This window comes from Actinomycetospora sp. C-140 (assembly GCF_054796175.1).
On sequence record NZ_JBTWNF010000007.1, the window covers coordinates 19,846 to 41,762 of the forward strand.

Annotated in this window: 19 protein-coding genes; 7 read left to right on the forward strand and 12 right to left on the reverse strand. The window is 73.7% G+C overall.

The features are described from left to right. Nucleotides 1-160 precede the first annotated feature (160 nt). The 10 genes from ACR9E3_RS13355 to ACR9E3_RS13400 are packed head-to-tail and all read right to left on the reverse strand — an operon-like array spanning nucleotide 161 to nucleotide 12,770. Nucleotides 161-1,417, reverse strand: a complete 1,257-nt coding sequence (locus ACR9E3_RS13355) for an alpha/beta fold hydrolase (protein WP_460380764.1) — start codon at nucleotides 1,415-1,417, stop codon at nucleotides 161-163. Then, entirely contained in the window at nucleotides 1,414-1,659 is a 246-nt protein-coding gene (locus ACR9E3_RS13360) for a hypothetical protein (RefSeq protein WP_460380765.1), read from the reverse strand. Before ACR9E3_RS13360 ends, ACR9E3_RS13355 begins: the two co-directional genes overlap by 4 nt. Beyond that, on the reverse strand, nucleotides 1,656-2,291 hold the full coding sequence (locus ACR9E3_RS13365) for a VOC family protein (RefSeq protein WP_460380766.1): 636 nt from the start codon (nucleotides 2,289-2,291) through the stop codon (nucleotides 1,656-1,658). The genes ACR9E3_RS13360 and ACR9E3_RS13365 overlap by 4 nt, the downstream gene beginning before the upstream one ends. Before the next feature lie 33 nt (nucleotides 2,292-2,324). Further along, nucleotides 2,325-3,047, reverse strand: coding sequence for a TetR/AcrR family transcriptional regulator (locus tag ACR9E3_RS13370; protein WP_460380767.1), 723 nt, complete (start codon nucleotides 3,045-3,047; stop codon nucleotides 2,325-2,327). 49 nt (nucleotides 3,048-3,096) lie between these two features. Beyond that, the gene (locus ACR9E3_RS13375) at nucleotides 3,097-4,314 is read right to left on the reverse strand and encodes a cytochrome P450 (protein ID WP_460380768.1); all 1,218 of its coding nucleotides are present in this window, start codon (nucleotides 4,312-4,314) and stop codon (nucleotides 3,097-3,099) included. Between the two features lie 17 nt (nucleotides 4,315-4,331). Further along, nucleotides 4,332-5,081 carry a maleate cis-trans isomerase family protein gene (locus ACR9E3_RS13380; protein WP_460380769.1) on the reverse strand — a complete coding sequence of 250 codons (750 nt, stop codon included), beginning with the start codon at nucleotides 5,079-5,081 and terminating at the stop codon, nucleotides 4,332-4,334. Continuing rightward, complete coding sequence (locus tag ACR9E3_RS13385) at nucleotides 5,078-6,712, reverse strand: (2,3-dihydroxybenzoyl)adenylate synthase (protein ID WP_460380770.1); 1,635 nt, start codon at nucleotides 6,710-6,712, stop codon at nucleotides 5,078-5,080. Before ACR9E3_RS13385 ends, ACR9E3_RS13380 begins: the two co-directional genes overlap by 4 nt. After that, nucleotides 6,709-8,328, reverse strand: coding sequence for an FAD-dependent monooxygenase (locus ACR9E3_RS13390; protein WP_460380771.1), 1,620 nt, complete (start codon nucleotides 8,326-8,328; stop codon nucleotides 6,709-6,711). The genes ACR9E3_RS13385 and ACR9E3_RS13390 overlap by 4 nt, the downstream gene beginning before the upstream one ends. 8 nt (nucleotides 8,329-8,336) lie before the next feature. After that, entirely contained in the window at nucleotides 8,337-10,658 is a 2,322-nt protein-coding gene (locus ACR9E3_RS13395) for a hydantoinase B/oxoprolinase family protein (protein WP_460380772.1), read from the reverse strand. Nucleotides 10,659-10,661: 3 nt separating this feature from the next. Beyond that, on the reverse strand, nucleotides 10,662-12,770 hold the full coding sequence (locus ACR9E3_RS13400; protein WP_460380773.1) for a hydantoinase/oxoprolinase family protein: 2,109 nt from the start codon (nucleotides 12,768-12,770) through the stop codon (nucleotides 10,662-10,664). A 146-nt stretch (nucleotides 12,771-12,916) separates the two neighbouring features. Between ACR9E3_RS13400 and ACR9E3_RS13405 the strand changes: the two genes are divergently transcribed. Beyond that, nucleotides 12,917-13,210, forward strand: coding sequence for an ArsR/SmtB family transcription factor (locus ACR9E3_RS13405; protein ID WP_460380774.1), 294 nt, complete (start codon nucleotides 12,917-12,919; stop codon nucleotides 13,208-13,210). Here ACR9E3_RS13405 and ACR9E3_RS13410 read toward each other — a convergent pair. Further along, nucleotides 13,207-15,090 carry an FAD-dependent monooxygenase gene (locus ACR9E3_RS13410; protein WP_460380775.1) on the reverse strand — a complete coding sequence of 628 codons (1,884 nt, stop codon included), beginning with the start codon at nucleotides 15,088-15,090 and terminating at the stop codon, nucleotides 13,207-13,209. The two genes, ACR9E3_RS13405 and ACR9E3_RS13410, sit on opposite strands and share 4 nt — an antisense overlap. Nucleotides 15,091-15,147: 57 nt before the next feature. Here ACR9E3_RS13410 and ACR9E3_RS13415 point away from each other — a divergent pair, with 57 nt between their 5' ends. Together ACR9E3_RS13415 and ACR9E3_RS13420 are read left to right on the forward strand one after the other, a co-directional pair. Next, nucleotides 15,148-15,876, forward strand: coding sequence for an IclR family transcriptional regulator (locus tag ACR9E3_RS13415; protein ID WP_460381007.1), 729 nt, complete (start codon nucleotides 15,148-15,150; stop codon nucleotides 15,874-15,876). Nucleotides 15,877-16,041: 165 nt separating this feature from the next. After that, the gene (locus tag ACR9E3_RS13420; protein ID WP_460380776.1) at nucleotides 16,042-16,524 is read left to right on the forward strand and encodes a pyridoxamine 5'-phosphate oxidase family protein; all 483 of its coding nucleotides are present in this window, start codon (nucleotides 16,042-16,044) and stop codon (nucleotides 16,522-16,524) included. 14 nt (nucleotides 16,525-16,538) lie between these two features. Here ACR9E3_RS13420 and ACR9E3_RS13425 read toward each other — a convergent pair whose 3' ends face one another. After that, the gene (locus ACR9E3_RS13425) at nucleotides 16,539-17,312 is read right to left on the reverse strand and encodes an IclR family transcriptional regulator (protein WP_460380777.1); all 774 of its coding nucleotides are present in this window, start codon (nucleotides 17,310-17,312) and stop codon (nucleotides 16,539-16,541) included. 129 nt (nucleotides 17,313-17,441) lie between these two features. On the opposite strand from ACR9E3_RS13425, the gene ACR9E3_RS13430 reads away from it, so the two are divergent. Genes ACR9E3_RS13430 through ACR9E3_RS13445 form a run of 4 tightly spaced genes read left to right on the forward strand, consistent with a single transcriptional unit; the run spans nucleotide 17,442 to nucleotide 21,872 of the window. After that, the gene (locus ACR9E3_RS13430) at nucleotides 17,442-18,137 is read left to right on the forward strand and encodes a class II aldolase/adducin family protein (RefSeq protein ID WP_460380778.1); all 696 of its coding nucleotides are present in this window, start codon (nucleotides 17,442-17,444) and stop codon (nucleotides 18,135-18,137) included. After that, nucleotides 18,134-19,579: an aldehyde dehydrogenase family protein gene (locus ACR9E3_RS13435; protein WP_460380779.1), complete on the forward strand. Its 1,446-nt coding sequence runs from the start codon at nucleotides 18,134-18,136 to the stop codon at nucleotides 19,577-19,579. The genes ACR9E3_RS13430 and ACR9E3_RS13435 overlap by 4 nt, the downstream gene beginning before the upstream one ends. 26 nt (nucleotides 19,580-19,605) lie before the next feature. After that, nucleotides 19,606-20,748 (forward strand): LLM class flavin-dependent oxidoreductase, encoded by a 1,143-nt coding sequence (locus ACR9E3_RS13440; RefSeq protein WP_460380780.1) that lies wholly within the window; start codon nucleotides 19,606-19,608, stop codon nucleotides 20,746-20,748. Continuing rightward, nucleotides 20,745-21,872 (forward strand): cobalamin-independent methionine synthase II family protein, encoded by a 1,128-nt coding sequence (locus ACR9E3_RS13445; RefSeq protein WP_460380781.1) that lies wholly within the window; start codon nucleotides 20,745-20,747, stop codon nucleotides 21,870-21,872. The genes ACR9E3_RS13440 and ACR9E3_RS13445 overlap by 4 nt, the downstream gene beginning before the upstream one ends. Nucleotides 21,873-21,917: the final 45 nt, after the last annotated feature.

A 21,917-nucleotide genomic window follows, 5' to 3' on the forward strand; every position in this document is an offset into this window, starting at 1 on the left:
TCGCCGGATCACCCAGCGAATTCCCTCCGACGAGCAGGGGCAACCGCGGTGACGGGCACGTCACGACGAGACGACGACATCCGTCGGTGGCCGGGGTGTGCGGCCGGTGGCCGGAGTGACGGGTGGGACGAACGCGGGACGCCCGGCCGCGCCGGCGCGGTCAGCGGGCGGGCGGCGCGAGCTCGTGCCGGTCGCCGAGCCAGCGCCCGATCCGCTCGGCGGCCAGCTCGTTGCCGGTCGGTTCGCCGCTCGCCACGGCCCCGCCGAAGTGGGTGCCGCGCACGGCGACGTGGGTCAGGTCGGCGGCGCCGAGCGCGCCCACCATGCGGCGGGAGTCGGCGGGGAACGCGGCCTGGTCGCCGGTGAGCTCCACGAACAGCGTCGGCACGGTGACGCCGGGCGCGCAGCGCACGAAGTCGGCGTTCGACGAGAGCCCGGACCACGTCGACAGCCACGCCTCCGGCGTCGTGAGGCGCCCGAAGCCGACCTGGCCGTAGTTGATGAGGTCGGGCCGCGCGCCGAACAGCGAGCCGTACGGCCGGTCGCTCGGGTCGAGCGAGAGGTCGACGGTGCGCGGGTCGGCGTCCGTGCGGTACACGGTGAGGATCTGCGGCGCCAGCGCGCGCCGGCGGTCGGCCGCCGCGCCGGTCCTCCGGTGGGCCGCGCGGGCCTCGGCGGTGCGGGCGAGCAGCTCGCGGGCGTGGGCGTCGAGGCGCGCGACGCGGTCGCGCTGGGCGGCGCGGTAGCGCGCGAGGAAGTCCGGGGCGTACGCCGAGCTCGCGGGCGGCTCGGCGAACCCGTTCGCCGGGTCGTACGGGTCGATCGCGGGCACCGCGGCCAGTGGGTCCTGCTCGTCGGCCACCGAGGGGTCGATGCAGCCGAGCAGCAGCCGGCCCTGCCCGGGATGAGGGGCGAGGAACACGACGCCGTCGACGCCCGGCAGCTCGGCGTCGGCGAGCGTCGTCGGGCGGCCGCCGGGCGTCGTGGCGATCCGGTCGGCGGGCGCGAGCCCGGCCTGCTCGAGGTAGAAGGCGAACAGCGTCCCGCCGCCGGAGTGCCCGAGCGGCACGATCGCGTCGAAGCCGCGCTCGCGCAGGAAGCCCAGGCCCGCGGCGACGTCGAGCAGCGCCTGCTCGTGCACGAGGGTGAGGTCGTTGTTCACCGACCGGGTGTGCTGGGTCCACACCGCGGCGCCGGCGGCCAGCAGGTGCGGCACCAGCGCGTGGTGGGTGACGTCCTGGCGCGGGTGCATGAGGACGACGACCGTGCGGGCGCCCGGCACCGTGGCCAGCACCCCGCGGACCGTCGCGCCGTCGGCGGTGGTCAGCTCGTGGACGCTCGTGACGGTGGCGGCGGGGCGCTCGTCGACCGCGACGTACCGGCCCGCGCCGAGCCGCTGCGTGGTCGGGCTGCTCATGCCGGGTCGACCCGCAGCGCGTCCTTGTCGTGCTGCGTGATGCTGCCCCCGGACACGCCGGCGACGCACGAGTACCAGACCGCGTGCCGGCAGCCGGTCGCGCGACGGTCGACGACGATCGCGCCGTCGGCCGTGATCTCGAAGTACGGGCCGACCTTCCCGACGGTGACCCCGGGGTCCTCGCCGGCGACCTTGGCGACCGTCGTGTTCTCGGGGACGTCGAGGACGTAGAGCGCGGTCACGGCGTGCTCAGCTCCTGCTGGGCCGACTCCCAGTCGGCCGCCCGCTCGACGATCAGCTCGGCCTTGCGCGCGAGGAGCTTGCCGAAGCTCGGCTCCGGCTCGGCGACGACGTCGAGGAGGGCGTCGATCGTCAGGTTGGCGTCGAGGTCCTCCTGCGGCGTCACGGGGCGCATCGCGCGGGTGAGCTCGACCATGTAGCCGTTGGGGTCGTGGGTGTAGATCGACTCGATGGTCTCGTGCTGGATCTGCATCTCGACCGGCCACGCCGAGTCGTCGAGGCGGCGCCGGTACTCCAGCAGGTCGTCCTGGTCGTCCACGTGGATCGCCAGGTGGCGCGACCGCACGAAGAACTCCGGGACCTCCGGGCCGAAGCCCGCGTAGACGTCGCCCCGCTCGTGCGCGTGCTGCGGCTCGAGGCCGAAGTAGTAGAAGAACGCGATACGGTCGTCGTTGCCGATGTCGAAGAAGAAGTGGATGAAGTCCGGGTGGTCCTCCGGGCCCCACCCCGCCGCGCAGATCGAGTGGACGACCGGGAAGCCGAGCACGTCGCGGTAGAAGCGCACGGTGCCCGCGGGGTCGAAGGTCGGGAAGGCGGCGTGGTCCACGCCGCGGACCTTGTGCTCGAGCGTCATGGCCGCGAGGTTACGCCGTCTTCGACGCGAGCGTCAATCTTTCGACGATCCCGACGAGCCGGAGATGACGTGCTCGAGGTAGTCGAGGTCCTGGCGCAGGAGCGAGAGCGCGGCCGCCGGGTCGTCGGGACGGGGGCTCGCCGGGGTGCGGTCCGGGGACTGGGCGACGAGCGCGACCGCCATCTCCGCCATCTGGTCGGCCACCTCGTCGGCGGACTGCGCCCCGCCGGGGTGAAACCACCAGGCGATCCAGTTGCACATGCCGATGAGCCCGAGCGCCGTGGTGCGCACCGCGCGGGGCCGGAACTCGCCGCTGCGCACGCCCTGGTCGATGACGCAGACGAACCCGTCGAGCACCCGGCGCTTCGCCGTCTCGTGCGCCGCGGCGAGCTCCGGCGGCAGCTCAGACTCGGAGCGGATGACCAGCCGGAACCGCGCCGCGTGGTGGGCCTGGCGGGACGCGATGAGGTGGACCAGCCGCCGCAGCTTCTCGGTGGCGCCGAGGTCCTCGGCGGCGATCCCGGCCGCCGCGTCGGCCGGCCCCTCGGTGATCTCGGTGACGAGTTGGGCGAGGATCTGGTCCTTGTTCTTGACGTAGTAGTACAGCGCCGGGCGGGTCATGCCCATGGCGTCCGCGATGTCCTGCAGGCTCGTGCCCGCGAACCCGCGCTCGGCGAACAGCCGGGTCGCCTGCTCGTAGATCTGGGCCTCGACGAGCTCGCGCCGTGCCGATCCCCGGCCGTTCGCCTGGCTCATGGGCGGCGACGATACCGGCGGGGGGCGCCGTCCCCGGCTCGCCGGACGGTCACCACACGACGTCCACCCGCTGCGGCCCGCAGAACATCGGGCTCGTGACGTCGTCGTAGCTCGCCCCGGGCGCCAGCGCGAGCGTCGGCAGACGGTCCAGCAGCGCGCCCAGTGCCGTCGAGATCTCGATGCGGGACAGCTCCGCGCCGAGGCAGAGGTGCACGCCGTGGCCGAACGAGACGTGGCGTCGCGCCGTGGGACGCCCGAGGACGAAGGTGCCGGCGTCGTCGCCGAACACCGCGGTGTCCATGTTCGCCGACTCCAGCCCGACGATCACGCGGTCGCCGGCGGCCAGCCCGTCCCCGCGGACGTCGGTGTCCGTCGTGACCGTGCGCAGCACCCAGCGGATCGCCGACGCGTACCGCAGGCCCTCCTCGCGGGCCTCGTCGAGCAGCGAGCTCGTCCCTGCTGGTCGAGCTCCGCTGCGCTCCGTCTCCCGGTCCGCGAGCAGCCGCTCCCACCGGCTGCGGTCGGACAGGAGCGCCCAGAGCGTCGCGCCGATCGTGTACGCGGTGCTCTCCAGCCCGGCGACGAAGAGCTGCCAGGCGTGGAACGCGACCTCCTTCTCGCTCAGCGCCCGCCCGTCGACGCTGCCCAGCGCCAGCCGCGTGACGAGGTCGTCCGGTGGTTCGGGCACCGCGCGGCGCTCGCGGGCCGCCGCCGTGAAGTACTCCTCGAGACGGCGCCACTCGTCGGTGCCGACGAAGCTCGCGGGCAGGATCGCGGTGATCGCGAGCGACAGCCGCGCCAGCTCGTCGGAGTCCTCCGGCGGCACCCCGACCAGCCGGGCGATCACCCGCGCGGTCAGCGGCAGCGCCACGTCGCCGACGAGGTCCGCCGGCCCGCCGGCGGGCAGGGCGTCGATCAGCTCGTCGGCGAACTCCCGGACCCACGGCGACGCCTCGGTGATCGCCTTCCGCGCGAAGCCGGGGCGCAGGAGCGCGCGCAGGGCCGTGTGCTCGGGCGGGTCGCTCTGGGTGATCAACGCGGGCGGCGGCTCGCCGGTGTCGTCGCCGTCGAGCACGAAGTTGCCCTGGTTGCTGTGCGTCGTGGGGTCGAGCAGGACCTCGCGGACCAGCTCGTGGTGCCCGACGAAGCCGAGGCCGGGCGCGACGCGGTGGACGGGGCACCCGGACGCGCGGACGCCGGTGAGGCCGTCGCGGACCTCGGCCAGCGGGCCGCCGGCGAGGGGGTCGAAGGAGTCGGTGGTGGTCATGGCGTCTCCCTGGGGGGTCAGGACACGGTGGCGGGAGCGCCGAGCAGCGACCCGGCGTCGGGGATCTCGGTGGGCAGCCCGAGGGCGCGGAGCAGGCAGAACGCCCCCGCCGTGGCGGCGGAGAGGACCGGGAGGCCGAGCTCGCGCTCGACCACGGGCACCAGGGGCAGCGAGGGCATCTGCACGCAGGCGGAGATCACCAGGGCGTCCGCGCGCCCGAGGTCGAGCGTGCGTGCGGCCTCGACCACGCGGTCACCCGGGATGCAGCCGACGTCGGCGTTGTCGGGGACCTCGAGCGCCACCCAGTCGACGACCGCGACGCCCTCGGCCTCCAGGTACGCCACGACCTGCGCCGCCAGCGGCTTCATGTAGGGCATGACGAGGGCGACCCGGCCGTGCGACGCCGCCGCGAGCGCGTCGACGAGGGCGCCGGCGCTCGACACGAGCCCCGCGTCCAGACCGCGCCCGGTGAGCTGCCCGGCCACCTCCGCCTCGACGCGGCGGTGCTCCCCCGGCCCCTGCGCCATCACGGCGACGAGGCAGGCGTAGAGCAGGGCGTCGACGCCGGCGTCGGCGAGCTCGTCCACGCACCGGCCGCGCTGCGCGTTCATGGCGACGAGCTCCTCGGGCGAGACCGTGTGCATCCGCATGCGGCTGCCGTGGAACGAGAACGTGGCGCTCGCGTGCCGCGCCAGCAGGGCCGGGATCTCGGTCTCCACCGTGACGTTGGAGCTGGGGACGATCATCCCGATGCGGTGGTGGGTCACGTGACTCCCTCGGTGGCGAGCTTGCCGGTGATCTCCGCGGCCATGGCCTTCTTGTCGAGCTTCCCGACCTTCGTGCGCGGCAGCGCCTCCCGGAGCTCGACGCGTTCGGGCCACTTGAACTTGGCGACGTCGAGGGCGGTCAGGTGCGCCCGCAGGTCCTCGAGCGTGACCGGGGCGCCGTCGGTGACGACGTACGCGCAGCCGCGCTCCCCGAGGCGCGGGTCGGGCATCGCCACGAGCGCCGCCTCGACGACGTGCGGGTGCGCGAGCAGCAGCAGCTCGACCTCCTCGGCGTTGATCTTCTCGCCGCCGCGGTTGATGAGGTCCTTGATGCGGCCCTCGATCGAGATCGCGCGGTACCCGTCCAGCAGGCGGACGGCCGCGAGGTCGCCCGTGCGGTAGGCGCCCTCGGAGGTGAACGCCTCCGGCCGGTCCTGCCCGTGGTAGCCGCGCAGCGTGTACGGGCCGCGGCAGCAGAGCTCGCCGACCTCGCCGTCGGCGACCTCCTCCTCGGTGCCGGGCGCGAGGATGCGCACCTCGTCGCGCCGCGAGATCGGCACCCCGACCGTGGTGCGGCGCAGGGCGGCGGAGCTGCCCCTCGGGGTCACCAGGAACATGCCCTCGGCCATGCCGAACAGCTGGCCGACCCACGCCCCGCCCCGACCGGCCGCGGCGAACAGGTCCTCCGAGACCTTCGCCCCGGAGAGCACGACGACGCGCAGCGTCGCCGCGAGCTCGTCGTAGAGCGGGTGCTCCGGCGCCCGGTAGTGGACGTGGCCGAAGAGCACCGACGTGGTGCGTTCGGCCACCAGCAGGGGCATCGCGGTCTCGAGATCGTGGTCGGTGAGCACGAGGCAGGCGCCGACGGTGTGGGGGCCGTGCACCCCGCACACGACCCCGGCGTTGTGGATCACCGGGATGAGGTGGCCGACCCGGTCGTCCGCGGTCCAGCCCAGGACCTCGGCGTAGGCGCGGGCGTTGTACCAGTACTCGGCGTGGGACCGCGGGATCAGCTTCGGCACCCCGGTGGTGCCGCCGGAGAGCTGGAAGACCGCGACGTCGTCGGCGTCGATCCCGTGCTGGATCTCCTCGACGCGTCGCCGTGCCTCGTCCGCCTCGACGCCGGCCGTGGGCAGGTCGCCGAGGACGAGGACGTGGCGCAGCGTCGGGTGGTCGCGGGCCTGCTCGTGGGCGAAGGCGACGAGGTCGGTGCCCGCGGTGCCCGCCTCGACCAGGTGCGCGCGGGCGCCGACCGCCCGGCTGATGTGGGCGATCTCGTGCCCGCGGTGGGCGGCGAGGGTCGCCACCGGCACCAGGCCGGCCTTGAGCAGCGCGTACCAGGCGACGACGGTCTCGAGGCGGTTGGTGACCTGCACGATGACCGGGTCGCCCGGTCGCAGCCCGAGACCGGCGAGCCCGACCGCGATCCGGTCGGTGCGCGCGTCGAGCTCGGCGTAGGTCAGCCGGCCCTGGGCCGCGACGACGGCGTCGCGGTCGGGGTGCGCGCGGGCGACGGCGTGGAGCTCCTCGGCGAGCGTGCGCGTGCCCCAGAGACCCTCGGCCCGGTAGCGGTCGGCGAGCGCGGCGGGGAAACCGGCCGTCGTCGTCCCCGGGCTCGTCCCCGCCGTCATCGCAGGGCCACCAGGTGCGTGCGGTCGGCCACCAGACCGTCGGCGAAGTCCTCGCGCAGCGCGTGCGGCCCGGCGACGACCACGAGGGCCGGTGTGGCGCGGCGCAGCCGCTCGGCGACCTCGAGGCGGGTCAGGACGCTGGACCGGTCGTCGCCGCCGGTGAGCCACACCGTGTCGATCACGGCCGCCCCCCGGCGGACGGCGTCCTCGACGGCCCGTTCGGACCCGGACGGCCGGTCGTCGGTCCCGAGGTCGAGCACGGTCGCGCCGAGCGCGTCCGGGTCGTCGGCGACGATCCGCGCGTCGAACCCGCGGGGCCCGACCGGGGCGTCCGCCGCGGCCGGGTCGGGCTCCTGTCCCGGCGCGGACGCGCGCAGCGCGCGCTCGAGCGCCCACTCCACGAGGGATCCGCCGCCCCCGGTCACGTCGGCCGGCGGCTCCTCGCCCGCCCACTGCTGCAGCGCGGAGGTCACGACCCCTGGCGTCCCGGCGGCGAACCGCTCGAGGGGCACGTTGCCCGCGCGGCTCATGTAGGCGACGAGGAGCTGCTCGACGGGCAGGTCGAGGCGCTGCGGGAACGTCTCCCACCAGCGGCGGGAGCGCTCCGCGATGTCCTGGATGCGCGTGACGGCGGGCCGGCGGGCCTCCTCGTAGGCGGTCAGCGCCGCCTCCAGCTCGCTCGCGTCGCCCACCGCCGAGACCAGCGCGATCGCGTCCTCCATCGCGAGCTTCGTGCCCGAGCCCACCGAGTAGTGCGCGGTGTGCGCGGCGTCGCCGAGCAGCGCCACCCGGCCGGCGTGCCAGCGCGCGCACCGCACCGTCCGGAACCGCAGCCAGCGCGTCCGGTTGCCGATCAGCCGGTGGCCGCCGAGGTGGTCGGCGAAGACGTCGGACAGGTGGTCGAGCGCCACCTGGTCGGACTCGTCGGGCGACAGCGACGCCGTCGTCCGGTCGAAGCCGGCGGCCCGCCACGTCGCCTCGTCGGTCTCGACGAGGAACGTGCTGCGGTCGGGCGCGTAGGGGTAGGCGTGCGTCACGAACACCCCGTGCTCGGTGGGTTCCGGCGCGAACAGCGCGTGCGGCAGCGCGACGTCCACGCCGGCCCAGAGGTACCAGCCGGAGCCGGTCTCGACCTCGGCGCCGAAGTCGCCGGCGGGCCCGGACCCCGTCGCTGCGCTCGCCCCGGTCCGCGTCGCGCTCCCGACCCCGTCCGCCGCGATCACCAGATCGGCGTCCAGCTCGTCGGCGGAGCGCCGCACCCCGAACTCGAGCTTCACCCCGGCGCTCTCGGCGTGGCGCTGGAGCACCCGCAGGAGCTCGGCGCGCCCGACCGCCACGAGGCTCGCCACGCTCATGCCGGCCTCGCGGCCCCCGACGCGCATCCGCATGTCGTGGGACCAGGACGCGGCCAGGATGTCGTCGAGCGAGGCGGGGTCGGCCTCGGCCAGCCGGCGCTGGGTGCGCGCGGCGAGACCGACGCCGAACCCGAACGTCTCGTCGGGCACGCCCTGCTCGTGCACCACGACCTCGCACTCGGGCTGGGCGAGCTTCAGCAGCCGCGCGGCGTAGAGACCTCCGGGTCCCCCGCCGAGCACGGCGACACGGTTCAGTCGCATCGAGGGCCCTACCGCCGGGCGTCCGCGAGCACGCGGCTCGTGCGGGTGACGTCGTCGACGTGGTCGACCGGCACCACCGCGGTCGAGACCGCCGTGAAGCATCCCGGGCAGCAGTACTGCCGGAAGTGGACCTCCCGGTCGACGTACTCTCCCGCGCCGTCGACGACCTGGGGGCCCGCGTCGGACACCGGGCCCTCGTAGCGCACGAGGTCGAGCTCGCCGACCGCGCCCGACCCCCCGGACCGATGACTCAGCACGGTCGCGCAGTGCCGGCACGCGACCTGGTCGCCCACCGCCACCAGGTTGTCGTCGAGGCGCCGGCTGTCGGTGAGGTCGACGGTGGACCGGTCGCCGTCGCTCTCCGACCGCGCCCGACGGCCGTCCCGCAGCGCGGCGCGCCGGGCCTCGGTCGCCGCGGTGTCGACCGTGCCCGACGCGTCGACCACGACGCCGTAGGCCTGCGCGGCCGTGGACGCGGTGACCTTCTCCTCGCGCACGTCGCGGGCGACGTCGGCGGGGTCGCGCACCAGCGGGTCGCCGTAGCCCCCGCCGCCCTGCCAGAACATGGTGAACACCTCGCCGGGCGCCACGTACGTCTCGCCGTAGCAGGGCTGGAGCTCGGCGGTGCCGCCGACGTCGGCCAGCTCGGTCGGCATCCGGCCGGCCCCGAGGAGCTGGTTCACGTCGCCGCCGCGGGCGATCCACTCGACCCCGGTGTTGCCGGGGTAGCCGCCGGCGAGGCCGTTGTTCTGGCTCACCGCCTTGCCGTTGGAGGCGAGGACGAGCCCGATCGGGAAGCTCGTGCCGTGCGGGGTGATCGCGAGCGACGCGCCGACACCACCGCGCCGGCGTCCGGGCCCGCCCGAGTCCGGCTCCTCGCGGCGCCACAGGGCGAGGACCGGGTAGAGGAACTCGGTCATCTCGACGTCGGGCACGCGGCCGAGCGGGATGCAGAACAGCCCGCCGGTGTCCATGCCGTCGGCCTGCGGCTGGGCGCCGTAGCCGCCCGCCATCGGGTCCATGATGATCGACAGGAACGGGGTGGGGACCGCGCCGCGCTGGTCGAGCCCGGCGATGACGGCGGTGTCCCACGTCCCGCAGCAGGTGGCCTGGACGTGCGCGTCGAGGTTCGGTGCCTGGTCGAGCATCTGGGACAGGCACTCGGCGACGAGGTTGCCGGTCAGCCAGGCCGGGCCGATGGGCCCGCGGCCCACGGCGGCCGGGAAGCTCGCGTTGTTGATCGTGCCTTCCTCCGACACGAGGTCGAAGCAGCGCATCAGGCCGCCGGCCGACCACGGGATGTCGCCCGCGAGGATCGGCAGCAGCGCGAGCATCACCCCGCCGCGCATGCCGGCGTAGGTGCAGTTGACGACGCCGGACTGCGGGTCGGTGCCGGTGAAGTCGAAGGTGATGTGGTCGTCGGTCTTCGTCATCGCGACGGTGATCTTGTGGAGCTCGCGGTCGCCGGTGTGCGACTGGTCCTGGTAGCCGGTGGCCCGCCAGGTGCCGTCGGGCAGCGTCGTGAGCTTGCCCCGCAGGCGCGACTCGGCGTCGGCCATCATCCGCTTCATGACGGCCTTGACCGTGTCGGCGCCGTACTGCTCGATGACGGCGAGGAGGCGGTCGCGGCCGACGGTGTTGGCGCCGACCTTCGCGCGCAGGTCGAGCCCGATCATCATCGGCACGCGCGAGCGGCGGACCCAGACATCGGCGACGTCGTCCTGCAGCAGCCCGTCGCGCACGACCTTGATCGGCGGGGTGGGCAGCGACTCGGAGAAGACGTCCTGCGCCGCCGGGGAGAACGACCCGAGGCCGACGCCGCCGAGGTCGGGCTGGTGCGCGATCGCCGAGGTCCAGCCGAAGAGCTCCCCCTCCCAGAACACGGGCTGGTAGACCATCGCGTCGTTCTGGTGCAGCCCGCCGCCGACCCACGGGTCGTTGGTGAGGAACATGTCGCCCTCGGCGATGCCGGGGTTGGTCGCGCGGTGCTGCAGCGTCCAGTAGATGGCGAGGTCGACGGCGCCGACGAGCATCGTGTTGTAGAGCCCGACCTGCACCTCCTGGCCGAGCTCGTCGCTGACCGCGAAGTCGAAGTCGTTCGCGTCGGTGACGATCGGCGAGCCGGACATGCGCTTGAGCGCCTCGCCCATCTCGTCGGTGACCGACCAGAGGCGGTGGCGGACGACCTCGTAGGTCAGCGGGTCGACCGCGTCGATCTGCTCCTGGGTGACGGTGTGGACCGGCAGGCTCGCGGGGAGACCGGCGGCCAGCGTGGCGGGGTCGATCGGGCGGCTCGAGAACCTCTCGGAGCCGGGGACGGCCATGGTCATCTCTCAGGCTCCGGTCTGCTGGGTGTGCGTGATGTGCAGGTTGCCGAGGTCGTCGACGGTGCCGGTGCGGCCGTCGGGGACGACGACGGTGGTGGTCGGCACCTCGATGACCGCCGGGCCCGTGAGGACGTGGCCGGCGCGCAGGGCGGTGTAGTCGTAGATCGGGGTGTCGACGAAGCCCTGCCCGATCTCGAGATAGACGGGACGCCGGCTGCTGGCGGGCGGCGCGCCGTCGGCCTTCTCCAGCGGCGGCAGCTCCGGGCTGAACGGGAGGACGCCGCGGCCGCGGACGCGGTAGGTGATGGCCTGGATGCCGGCGGCGCTGAACCCGGAGCCCTGGCCGTAGAGCTCGGCGTACTTCTGCTCGAACCGCTGCGCGGCGTCGTTCATCGCGTTCTCGTCCAGCGGGCCGTCGCCGACGCCGACGGTGACCTCCGCGAGCTGCATGGCGTAGCGCATGTCGACCTCGCGCACGATCTCGACGCGGTCGAACGTCAGGCCCTGCCGGTCGAGGCCCTGGCGGACCTGGTCCTCGAGCTGCGCGAAGTTCTTCTCCGCGCGCACCGGGTCGACCGGGAGCTGGGCGGGGTCGGAGAGCTCTCCGGCGAGCGCGATGTCGGAGGCGGCGAGGCCGTAGGCGGAGAACGCGGAGGCGACGGGACCGAGCGGCACGACGACCTCGGAGACGCCGAGGTGGGTCGCGTACTTGGCGCAGAACGCCGGGCCGGAGCCGCCGAAGGCGTAGAGCACGAAGTCGCGCGGGTCGTGGCCCGCCTCGACGACGCTCTTGCGCAGCAGGTCGCCGGTCTGGGCGTTCTGGGCGGCGTGGATGGCGGCGGCCGCGTCCTCGACGGAGAGCCCGAGCGGCTCGGCGACCCTCGTGCGGATCGCCTCGCGCGCTCGTCCGACGTCGAGCGCCTTGCGGCCGCCGAGCAGCCCGGACGCCGGGAGGATGCCGAGGACGAGGTTGGCGTCGGTGTTGGTCGGCTCGGTGCCGCCCTGGTCGTAGCACGCCGGGCCGGGCACGGCCTGGGCGCTGTGCGGGCCGATGCGCAGGTTGCCACCGGGGTCGACCCACGCGATGGCGCCGCCGCCGGAGCCGATGGCGTGCACCTTGAGGGTCGGGACGTTGATCGGGTGGTGGTTGATGACGGTCGTGGTGTCGCGCTCGGGCTCGCCGCCGACGATGAGCCCGACGAGGAACGTCGTGCCGCCGACGTCGGTGGAGATGATGTTCTCGTGGCCGAGCCGGCGGCCCAGCTGCGACGATCCGACGACGCCGCCGGTGAGGACGGACCCGACGGTCGAGATGGCCTGGGCCGGCGCCTCGGAGGCGGCCACCGCGCCCCCGTTGGACTGCATGACGAGCAGGGGGCCGGAGAGCCCGCGGTCCTTGAGGCTGGTCTCGAGGTTGGTGAGGTAGTCGCGCAGGCCCGGACCGACCTGCGTGCTCATGATCGTCGTGGAGTGGCGGGCGAACTCGCGGATCCGGGGGCTGACCTCGCTGGAGAGCGCGACGTAGATGTCGGGGTCGATCTCGTGCACGATCTCGCGGATCCGCCGCTCGTGGACGGGGTTGCGGAACGCCCACAGCAGCGAGACGGCGATGGCCCGGATGCCGTCGGCCCGCAGCACCTCCACCTGGCGGCGGACCTCGTCCTCGTCGAGGGCGACGATGACGTCGCCGTCGCGGTCGACGCGTTCGGTGACCTCGAGGGCGTGCCGCTTGGGCAGGAGGTGGTGGTCCTTGTCCTGGGCGAGGACGTGCTGCAGCTCGTGCGGGCTCCGGCCGAGGTAGCGGCCCTCGACGTTCATGATGAAGATCGAGTCGCGGTGGCCGCGGGTAGTGAGGAACCCGACGTCGGGGACCTGGCGCGTCACGAGCGCGTTGAGGCTCGACGTGGTGCCGTGGGCGACGTGGTGGGTGTCGGCGAGCATCTCCTCCACCGACCGCCCCAGCTGCTCGGCGAGCAGCTCCAGGACGTCGAGCACGCCCCGCGAGTAGTCCGGAGGGGTCGACGGGGCCTTGGCGGCGATGACGGACCCGGAGTCGTCGTCGAGCACCGCGTCGGTGAAGGTCCCGCCCACGTCCACGCCGATCACGTAGGCCATGCGCCTGCTCCTCGCTGAGTTCCGCGCGTGACCCGAGCCACGCGTTTGACGATGGCGTCGATTTTTAGACGGTATGGACGACACCGTCAAGAGCCCTGTCGCACGGCGAGATGTCGACAGTCATCGACTGGTGCTATCGTCCGGGCGTGGAGCCGAACGAGGACCTCGCGTTCGACGCCCTGGCGGACCGCGTGCGGCGCCGCATCCTCAGCGCCCTGGGCGAGGAGGGCGAGCTCACCGTCACCGGCATCACCGAGCGCGTGGGCACGGTCGGGCGCACGACGATCTCGAGCCACCTGCGCATCCTGCGCACCTCGGGCATCGTGCGGGAGCGCCGCGACGGGCGGAACCGCTGGTACTCCCTCGACACCGACGGGGCCGTGCGCGACGCCTTCACCTACCTGCGGTCGCTCGTGGGCGACGCGCACCGCACCGGCTAGCGGGCCTCCCGCAGGACGTTCCCGAGGAAGCAGGCGAGCTCGTCGTGGCCGTCGAGCGGCAGCACGTGCGCGACGTACTGGTCGGGACGCACGAGCACGGCGGCCCCGGCGTCGCGGTCGATGCCGCGCAGGTCGAAGACGTCGGGCGCCGCCGGGTCGGGGCAGAAGACCTTCTCGTAGTCGACCAGACCGAAGCGGCCCTTGCGCGGCAGGAGCGCGGCGGGCAGGTCGGCGACGGAGACCTCGCGGTGGTGCTGCTGGAGCACGGCGCGGACGTCGACCACGGCGTCGGGCTCGGCGCCGGCCGGGGTGAAGCGGGCGAGCACCGGTCCGAGGTGGTCGCACAGGGCGTCCAGGCGGCGCCGCGTCCGGTCGGCGAACAGGTACAGCCGCCAGGCCCCGTCGGCGCGGGCGACGTGCCCGAGGTGCAGTGGCCGGGCGTCGGCGAGCCGCACGACCGGCGCGGAGTGGAAGCGGGTCCCGATCTCCAGGCCGGTGGCGAGGTGCTGGGACGTCGCATCGCCGGTGATCATCGACGGGGCGTAGCGGACGGCCACGCCGGCGGTGAAGCGGCCCTGGTCGCGGAAGTAGCGCTGGAACTTCTCGGGGTCGGGCTCGGCATCGTCGGCGTGCCCGTGACCGGAGAACATCGCCGCGAACTCGCGGTCGAAGTCGATCAGCTCCTGCGCGACGGCCTGACGCTCGCGCGAGTAGGTGCCCAGCAGCTCCGGGCGGGCCGTGCCCCGCAGGACGCCGGCGAGCTTCCACCCCAGGTTCCACGCGTCGGCCATCGAGACGTTCATGCCCTGGCCTGCCTTCGCGCTGTGGGTGTGGCAGGCGTCCCCGGCGATGAAGACGCGGGGCTCGGCGTCGTCGTCCTCGGTGTCGTCGGGGGTGTCGTCGAACCGCGCGCACAGCCGCTGGCCGACCTCGTAGTACGACGACCACCCGACGTCGCGCACCTCCAGCGTGTACGGGTGGAGGATCCGGTTGGCGACGGCGGCGAGCTTCTCCGGGGTGACGCTGCGGTCGCGCAGCATCGCGGCGTCGCGCTCGTTGTCGAGCTCGATGTAGAGCCGGACCAGGTAGCCGCCCTCCCGCGGGATGATCAGCAGGCTGCCCTCGGTCGCGGACTGGATGGGGCACTTCAGGCGGATGTCGGGGAAGTCGGTGACCGCGAGGACGTCCATGACGCCCCACGAGACGTCCGCGGCGTCACCGACGAGACGGCGCCCGATCGCCGCGCGGGTCGCGCTGCGCGCCCCGTCGCACCCGACGACGTAGCGCGCCCGGATCGTCGACGTCTCGCCGGTCTCGGTGCCGTCCGCCCGGTGGGCGAGGGTGACGGTGACGTCGTCGTCGCCGACGGTCAGACCGGTCAGCGCCAGCCCGTAGTGGGGCGTCAGGCGCGCGGCCGAGCGCGCCATGTGCTCGCGCAGGTAGGCCAGCATCCGGGCCTGGTTGACGATGACGTGCGGCATCTCCGACAGGTCGTCCTCGACGTCCTGCACGCGCCCGGTCCGCACGATGCGCGACGGGTCCGCGGGGTCGGGGCGCCAGAACGCGACCTCGTTCACCCGGTACCCCTCGGCCACCACCCGGTCGGCGAGACCGAACGCCTCGAAGATCTCGACGGTCCGGCACGCGACCCCGTCGGCCTGCCCGACCTGCAGGGGACCCTCGTGCCGGTCGACGACCACGGTGCGCAGCTCGGGGAACTGCGCGAGCTGCGCGGCGAGCACCAGGCCCGCGGGCCCGCAGCCGACGATCAGCACGTCCGCGCTCTCCGGCAGGCCGTCCGGGCGCTCGGCCACCGCGGGGTGCGGCTCGGCGACGAACGGGTCGCCGACGCGGTAGCCGTCGACGTAGAACTGGGCCATGACGGCAGACTAGAGAGATTCCGCAGCGCGGGACGTTAGCCTTCTGCTGTGAAGAACATGCCCTCCTACGGGATCCAGTCGGTGGATCACGCGCTGCACCTGGCGACGCTGCTGCAGCAGGAGGGCCCGTTGCGGCTGCGCGACGCCGCCGAACGGCTCGGTGTCGCGCGCTCGACGGCACACCGGCTGCTGGCGATGCTCGTCTACCGCGACTTCGCCGAGCAGGACGAGGAGCGCCGCTACGTGGCGGGCCCGGTACTGCGCCGCCAGGCCCTGCCCGAACCGGCCGCCGACCTGCGCCGCGCCGCCCTGCCCCACCTCGAGGAGCTGACCGAGCGGGTCGACGAGACCACGAACCTCCTGCTCGTGGTCGGCGACCAGGCGCGGTTCGTGGCCTCGGTGGAGTGCGGCCAGGTGCTGCGCGTCGGCGACCGCGGCGGGCGCATCCTGCCCGCCCACCTGGCCTCGGGCGGGCGTGCCGCCCTGGCCGCCCGCGACGAGGACGACGTCCGCGCGCTCTACGCCGGCCCGGACTCCCCCGTCGACGACGTCGAGGCGCTCCTCCGCGACCTGCGCCGCATCCGGCGTCAGGGCTTCGCGCTCAACGACCAGCAGACCGAGACCGGAGTGACCGCCGTCGGCGCGGCGGTGCCCGGCGGCTCGGCGGGCGCCATCTCGATCTCGATGCCCACCGCGCGCTACGAACGCCGCCGCCTCACCGAGTGGGCCGGCCTGCTGACGGCCACGGCCCGGCGGATCGGGCGGGACCTCGAGGCACCGGGCTGAGCGTCGGGAGATCAGGAGCGCGCCACGCACCTGCGCGGGCCGCCGGAAGTGCCTGCGGCGCTGCTGATCTTCGCGGACCGCCCGCCCGACGTGCCGGTCGTGTCGAGAACGCGGCGCCGGCTCCGTCCCCGGGGACGACGGAGCAGCACGGAGAAGGGAACGATCATGGACGAGCAGGACGTCGCGACCGAGCTGGCGCAGCCGGGGGCCCGGGAGCTGCTGGAGACCGGTCAGCTGGCACGCCTCGCCTACGACGGGCCCGACGGGCTGCCGCGCGTGATCCCGATCGGTTTCCTGTGGACCGGCACCGCGATCGTCGTCTGCACGGTCCCGACCTCGCCGAAGGTCACGGCGCTGGCGCGGCGGCCCGAGGTGGCGCTGGTGATCGACGCCGGCGACACGCCCGCCACGGCCCGCAGCGTCTCGGTACGCGGCACGGCGACCCTCGAGACCGTCGAGGGCGTCGCGCCCGAGTACCTCGCCGCGGCGGCGAAGGGCATGACCGGCGACGAGTACGCGGGGTTCGAGGAGGCGGTGCGGGCGCTCTACCGGCAGATGGTCCGCATCACGGTGGTCCCGCGGTGGGCGCGCTGGTTCGAGTTCGGCACGGGCCGCGTACCGCGGTTCCTGGCCGAGCTGGGCGCCTGATCGCCACGGCAGGTCTACGGCAAGGCGGCCAGCACCGCGCGCACGGCGTCGCCCAGCAGCGCCGCGTGCTTCTCCTCGGTGCCCGCGTCGGAGCGGGCGCTGGGGGTGGCGATCGAGAGAGCGCCGAGCAGCCCGCGCACCGGGTGCACCACCGCCATGCCGACCGAGCAGACGCCGCGCTCCGCGCCCTGGTCGTTGCGCGCCCAGCCCCGGGTACGGATCGCGGCGAGCTCGGCGAGCAGCGCGTCGCGGTCGGCCGTGGTCCGGTCGGTGACGCGCTCCAGCTCGCGGTCCGGGTAGAGCGCGAGGATCTCCGCGTCGGAGCACTCGGCGAGCATCGCCTTGCCGAGGCTGGTGGCGTGGGCGGGATTGGTGCGCCCGGCGCGCGAGCCGATCCGCAGCATCGCCTCGCTCTCGACGGCGTCGACGTAGCGGAGCGTCGCGCCCTCGAGCCGCCCCAGGTGCACGGTCTCGCCGCTCGACGCGGCCAGGGCGACGAGGGTCGGTCGCGCGACCGGCCACAGGTCGGCGCGCAGCGCCCGGATGCCGAGGTCGGCGAGCGCGGACCCGGCGCGGTACGTGCGCGAGGCCGGGTCCTGCACCGCGAACCCGTGGAACACGAGCATCGCCATCAGCCGGTGCGCCGTGGACTGGCCGACGTCGAGGTGCGCGCGGACCTCGGAGAGGCGCACCTCCGGGCGCTCGCCGAGCAACGTCAGAGCCCGCAGCGTCCGGTCGACGGCCTCGATCGGGTACTGCGGCGGCCGACGCTCCTCGGGTGACGCCACGCGGCGATCCTAAGGTCCCGCTCTCCGGATCGCTGTTCTTCTCAGCAGAATCCATGCCCACGGTGTCTGGTGGGCGGACTACAACTCTCCTCAGCGGACGTGACCCACGTCGCACGACGGAGGAGAGGCATGCAGGACATCGCGGACCTGGTCGCCACCGCATCCCGGGTGCTCGCGGCCAACGGCCACGCGGACCTCATCTGGGGCCACGCCTCGGTGCGGGACCCCGACGGCCGCGGCGCCTGGCTCAAGACCGGGGAGTGGAGCCTCGCGGAGGTCACCGCCGACCGGGTGCACTGCGTCGACGACGCCGGCGCCGTGGTCGACGGCTCGGGCGGCCAGCGGCACAGCGAGTACCCGATCCACACCGAGATCCTCGCGGCCCGCCCCGACGTCGGGGGCGTCGTGCACACCCACCCGCCCCACGCCGTCGCGCTCGCCGCGACCGGCCAGGCCCTGCGGCCGGTGAGCCACGCGGCGAACCACTTCGTGCCGCCGGAGGTGCCGCGCTTCACCGACACCGCCGACCTGATCCTCACCGAGGAGCTCGGCAAGCGCGTCGCGGCGGCGCTGGGCGGCCACCACGCCCTCTTCCTCGTCAACCACGGCATCGTCACCGTCGGGCCGGACCTGCCGACGGCGGTCGTCACGGCCGTCCTGCTCGAGCGCGCCTGCGCCCAGCAGATCCTCACCCACTCCGCGGGCGGGTGGCCGACCTGGTCCGGCCCGGAGGAATCGCTCGCCAAGCGCGAGCACATCTACTCCCGCGGCGCGCTGACCGCGGTGTGGGACCACCTCGTCCGTGCGCTGGAGGACCCGGCATGAACAGCCCCGGCATGCTCATCGACGGCAAGCTCCGCCCGGCCGCCGACGGCGCGGTCATCGACACCCCCAACCCCGCCACGGGACTGAGCCTCGCGACGTTCCCGGACGCGTCGCCCGCCGACGTCGACGACGCGGTCGTCGCGGCCGAGGCCGCGTCGGACTCCTGGCGGCGGGTCGCGCCGGGCGAGCGGTCCGCCGTGCTCACCGCGCTGGCCGACGTCGTCGCCGCGCACGCCGACGAGCTCGCCCGCATCGACGCCGACGACAACGGCTCGCTGCTGCGCGAGATGCGCCGCGACGTCGACATGGCCGAGTTCTACCTGCGCTACTACGCCGGGCTGACGCTCCAGATGCACGGCGACACCGTGCCGAGCGAGCCGGGCACGCTGACGTACTCGCTGCGCCGGCCCTACGGCGTCGTCGGCCGGCTGATCCCGTTCAACCACCCGCTGATGTTCGCGGCGTCGAAGATCGCGGCGCCGATGGCGGCAGGCAACGCCGTGGTGATCAAGCCGAGCGAGTACACGAGCCTGTCGGCCCTGCGCCTGGGTGAGCTCGCCGCCGACATCGTGCCGCCGGGGGTGCTGAACGTCGTCACCGGCACGGGCGCGCGGGCCGGTGACGCGCTCGTCGCCCACCCGCGGGTGCGCCGGCTCGCGTTCACCGGCTCCGCCGCCACGGGTCGCGCGATCCAGCGCCGGGCGGCCGAGGTCGGCGTCAAGACCGTCACGCTCGAGCTCGGCGGCAAGAACCCGCTTGTCGTCTTCCCCGACGCCGACCTCGACACCGTCGTCGCGGCGGCCGTGCGCGGCATGAACTTCACGTGGCAGGGCCAGTCGTGCGGATCGCTGTCGCGCGTCGTGGTGCACCGCGACGTCCACGACGCCTTCGTCGAACGGCTCGTGGCGAAGGTCGGCGCCCTGCGTCCCGGCCTGCCCGACGACCCCGACGCCGACACCGGCGCGATCGTCAACCCCGGGCAGCTCGACAAGGTCCTGTCCTACGTGCGCCTCGGCCAGGACGAGGGCTCCCGGCTCTGCACCGGCGGCGACCGCGTCACCGACGGGGCGCTGGGCGACGGGCTGTTCGTCCGCCCGGCCGTCTTCGACGGCGTCGACCCGGGCTCGCGCCTCGCCCAGGAAGAGATCTTCGGACCCGTCCTCGCCGTCATGCCGTTCGGCGACGCCGACGAGGCGCTGCGGATCGCGAACGGCGTCTCGCTGGGCCTGACCGCGAGCGTATTCACCCGCGACCTCGCGACCGCGCACCGCTTCGCCGACGAGCTCGAGGCGGGCTACGTCTGGGTCAACGAGGTCGGGCGCCACGTCCCCGGCACGCCCTTCGGCGGGGTCAAGGACAGCGGCATCGGCCGCGAGGAGGACCTCGACGAGCTCCTCTCGTACACGCAGCTCAAGAACGTGCACATCAACTACGGACGCTGACACCCCGGACACTGGCGAGGACCCGCATGACCACGACCGAGACCCGCGCCGACCAGCTGCGCGCGGCGAAGCACCCCGTCTACAACGACCGCAAGCTCCACCTCGGCACGTTCTCGACGAACCTGTCGGGAGGGTGCTCGATCTCGACCGTCGAGGGTGCGCTCGAGGCCACCTGGGAGAACACGTCGACGCTCGCGCAGATGGGCGACGAGATGGGCTTCGAGGCCCTCGTGCCCGTCGGGCGCTGGCGGGGCTTCGGCGGCCCGACGAACTTCAACGGCACCGGGTTCGAGTGCTTCACCTGGGCCGCGGGCATCGGCGCGACGACGCGCGAGGCCGGCGTGTTCGTCACCTCGCACGTCCCGACGATCCACCCGCTGATGGCCGCGAAGCAGGCCGCGACCGTCGACCACATCACGAACGGCCGCGTCGCGCTCAACATCGTCACCGGCTGGCACACACCCGAGATCGAGATGTTCGGGGCGGCCCAGCTCGAGCACGACAAGCGCTACGACATGTCGCAGGAGTGGTTCGACATCGTCAAGCGGCTCTGGACCGCCGAGGAGACGTTCGACTACGACGGCGAGTTCTACCGCGTCGTCGACGCGCGCATCTCGCCGCTGCCCGTGCAGTCGCCCTACCCCGTGACGATGAACGCCGGCAGCTCACCCAAGGGCCGGCACTTCGGGGCGAAGAACTGCGACGTCGTGTTCGCGTCCTCCGACATCAAGAACCAGACCCCGGAGGGCATGAAGGACAAGGTCAACCAGTTCCGCGAGCTGGCCCGCACCGAGTACGGGCGCGAGATCCAGGTCTGGATCAACGCCTACATCGTGCAGGGCGACACCGAGGCCGACGCGCAGCGGTTCCTCCACCACTACGTCGACGAGCTCGGCGACTGGGAGGCGGCGTCGAACCTCGTCACGTCGCTCGGCGTGAACTCGCAGTCCTACGACCTGTCGACCATCGAGGACATGAAGCGCCACTTCATCGCCGGCTGGGCGGGCTACCCGATCGTCGGGACCGGCGAGCAGATCGTCGGCGCGCTGGGCGACCTCGTGGCGACCGGGCTCGACGGGATCATCCTGTCGTTCCCCCGGTACGTGCAGGACATGCGGCGCTTCCAGCAGGAGGTCTACCCGATGATCGTCGAGGCGGGCCTGCGGTGACAGGAGCGCTCGACGCGCTGCGGGTCGACAACGTCGGCAGCCTGCTGCGCCCGCCCGCGCTCGGCGAGGCGTTCGCCCGGCACCGCCGCGGGGAGATCGACGACGCCGCGCTGCACGTCGCCCAGGACGAGGCCGTGCGCGACGTGATCGGCGAGCAGGAGAAGGTCGGGCTGCCGGTGCTCACCGACGGCGAGTTCCGGCGCTCGACGTTCATGGAGAGCTTCGCCGAGGTCGCGGGCTACACCGAGCTCGGCGACAACCTGTGGCGGGCGCACGCCCGCCGCGCGCTCGACCGGGACGCCCCGGAGCGGGCGGAGGCGCCGTCGGCGTCGAGCGCGACCGTCGCCACCGAGCCGCTGCGGCTGGTGCGCAACGTGCCGCTCGAGGAGTTCCGGTTCGCGCAGGGGTGCACCGATCGTCCGGTGAAGTCGACGGTGCTGGGGCCCGACCGCGTGTTCCAGACCTTCGACATCGCGGGCTCCCGCGACGTCTACCCGGATCGCTGGGCGTTCCTCGACGACGTCGTCGCCGTCGAGCGCGACATCGTCGCGGGCCTCGTGGGCGCGGGCTGCCGGTACGTCCACATGGACGCGCCGGGTTTCACCGCCTACGTCGACGCACCGTCCATCGAGCGGTTCCGGGCCAAGGGTCTCGACCCGGCCGAGCTGCTCACCCGCACCCTCGCAGCGGAGAACGCGGTGGTGGCCGGCTTCCCGGACACGACGTTCGGCGTGCACGTGTGCCGCGGCAACGAGCAGGGGCACTGGCACCGCGAGGGGCACTACGACGCCATCGCCGAGCAGCTGTTCTCGGGCCTCGCCCACCAGCGGATCCTGCTCGAGTACGACACCGACCGGGCGGGCACGTTCGCCCCGCTGCGCTTCGTCCGGCCCGGCGCGGTGGTCGTGCTGGGCGTCGTGAGCACCAAGTCGGCGCGGGTGGAGACGGTCGACGAGCTGACCGCCGCCGTCGAGCGCGCCTCGGCCTACCTGCCGCTCGAGCAACTCGCGATCAGCCCGCAGTGCGGCTTCGCCTCGACGCTCGAGGGCAACGACCTCACCGCCGACGACCAGTGGCGCAAGTTCGACGTCCTGCTCCGGGCGGCCGAGCTGATCTGGGGCTGACCGGCGTATGTGAGCGAACTTTGGGCCTATAGGCCCAAAGTTCGC

What these genes read in the sequence shown, in the direction of transcription:
- ACR9E3_RS13355 (WP_460380764.1), bottom strand. Translation starts at nt 1,417, where the DNA reads ATGAGCAGCCCGACCACGCAGCGGCTCGGCGCGGGCCGGTACGTCGCG.
- ACR9E3_RS13365 (WP_460380766.1), bottom strand. Translation starts at nt 2,291, where the DNA reads ATGACGCTCGAGCACAAGGTCCGCGGCGTGGACCACGCCGCCTTCCCG.
- ACR9E3_RS13370 (WP_460380767.1), bottom strand. Translation starts at nt 3,047, where the DNA reads ATGAGCCAGGCGAACGGCCGGGGATCGGCACGGCGCGAGCTCGTCGAG.
- ACR9E3_RS13375 (WP_460380768.1), bottom strand. Translation starts at nt 4,314, where the DNA reads ATGACCACCACCGACTCCTTCGACCCCCTCGCCGGCGGCCCGCTGGCC.
- ACR9E3_RS13385 (WP_460380770.1), bottom strand. Translation starts at nt 6,712, where the DNA reads ATGACGGCGGGGACGAGCCCGGGGACGACGACGGCCGGTTTCCCCGCC.
- ACR9E3_RS13390 (WP_460380771.1), bottom strand. Translation starts at nt 8,328, where the DNA reads ATGCGACTGAACCGTGTCGCCGTGCTCGGCGGGGGACCCGGAGGTCTC.
- ACR9E3_RS13395 (WP_460380772.1), bottom strand. Translation starts at nt 10,658, where the DNA reads ATGACCATGGCCGTCCCCGGCTCCGAGAGGTTCTCGAGCCGCCCGATC.
- ACR9E3_RS13400 (WP_460380773.1), bottom strand. Translation starts at nt 12,770, where the DNA reads ATGGCCTACGTGATCGGCGTGGACGTGGGCGGGACCTTCACCGACGCG.
- ACR9E3_RS13410 (WP_460380775.1), bottom strand. Translation starts at nt 15,090, where the DNA reads ATGGCCCAGTTCTACGTCGACGGCTACCGCGTCGGCGACCCGTTCGTC.
- ACR9E3_RS13415 (WP_460381007.1), top strand. Translation starts at nt 15,148, where the DNA reads ATGCCCTCCTACGGGATCCAGTCGGTGGATCACGCGCTGCACCTGGCG.
- ACR9E3_RS13420 (WP_460380776.1), top strand. Translation starts at nt 16,042, where the DNA reads ATGGACGAGCAGGACGTCGCGACCGAGCTGGCGCAGCCGGGGGCCCGG.
- ACR9E3_RS13430 (WP_460380778.1), top strand. Translation starts at nt 17,442, where the DNA reads ATGCAGGACATCGCGGACCTGGTCGCCACCGCATCCCGGGTGCTCGCG.
- ACR9E3_RS13435 (WP_460380779.1), top strand. Translation starts at nt 18,134, where the DNA reads ATGAACAGCCCCGGCATGCTCATCGACGGCAAGCTCCGCCCGGCCGCC.
- ACR9E3_RS13440 (WP_460380780.1), top strand. Translation starts at nt 19,606, where the DNA reads ATGACCACGACCGAGACCCGCGCCGACCAGCTGCGCGCGGCGAAGCAC.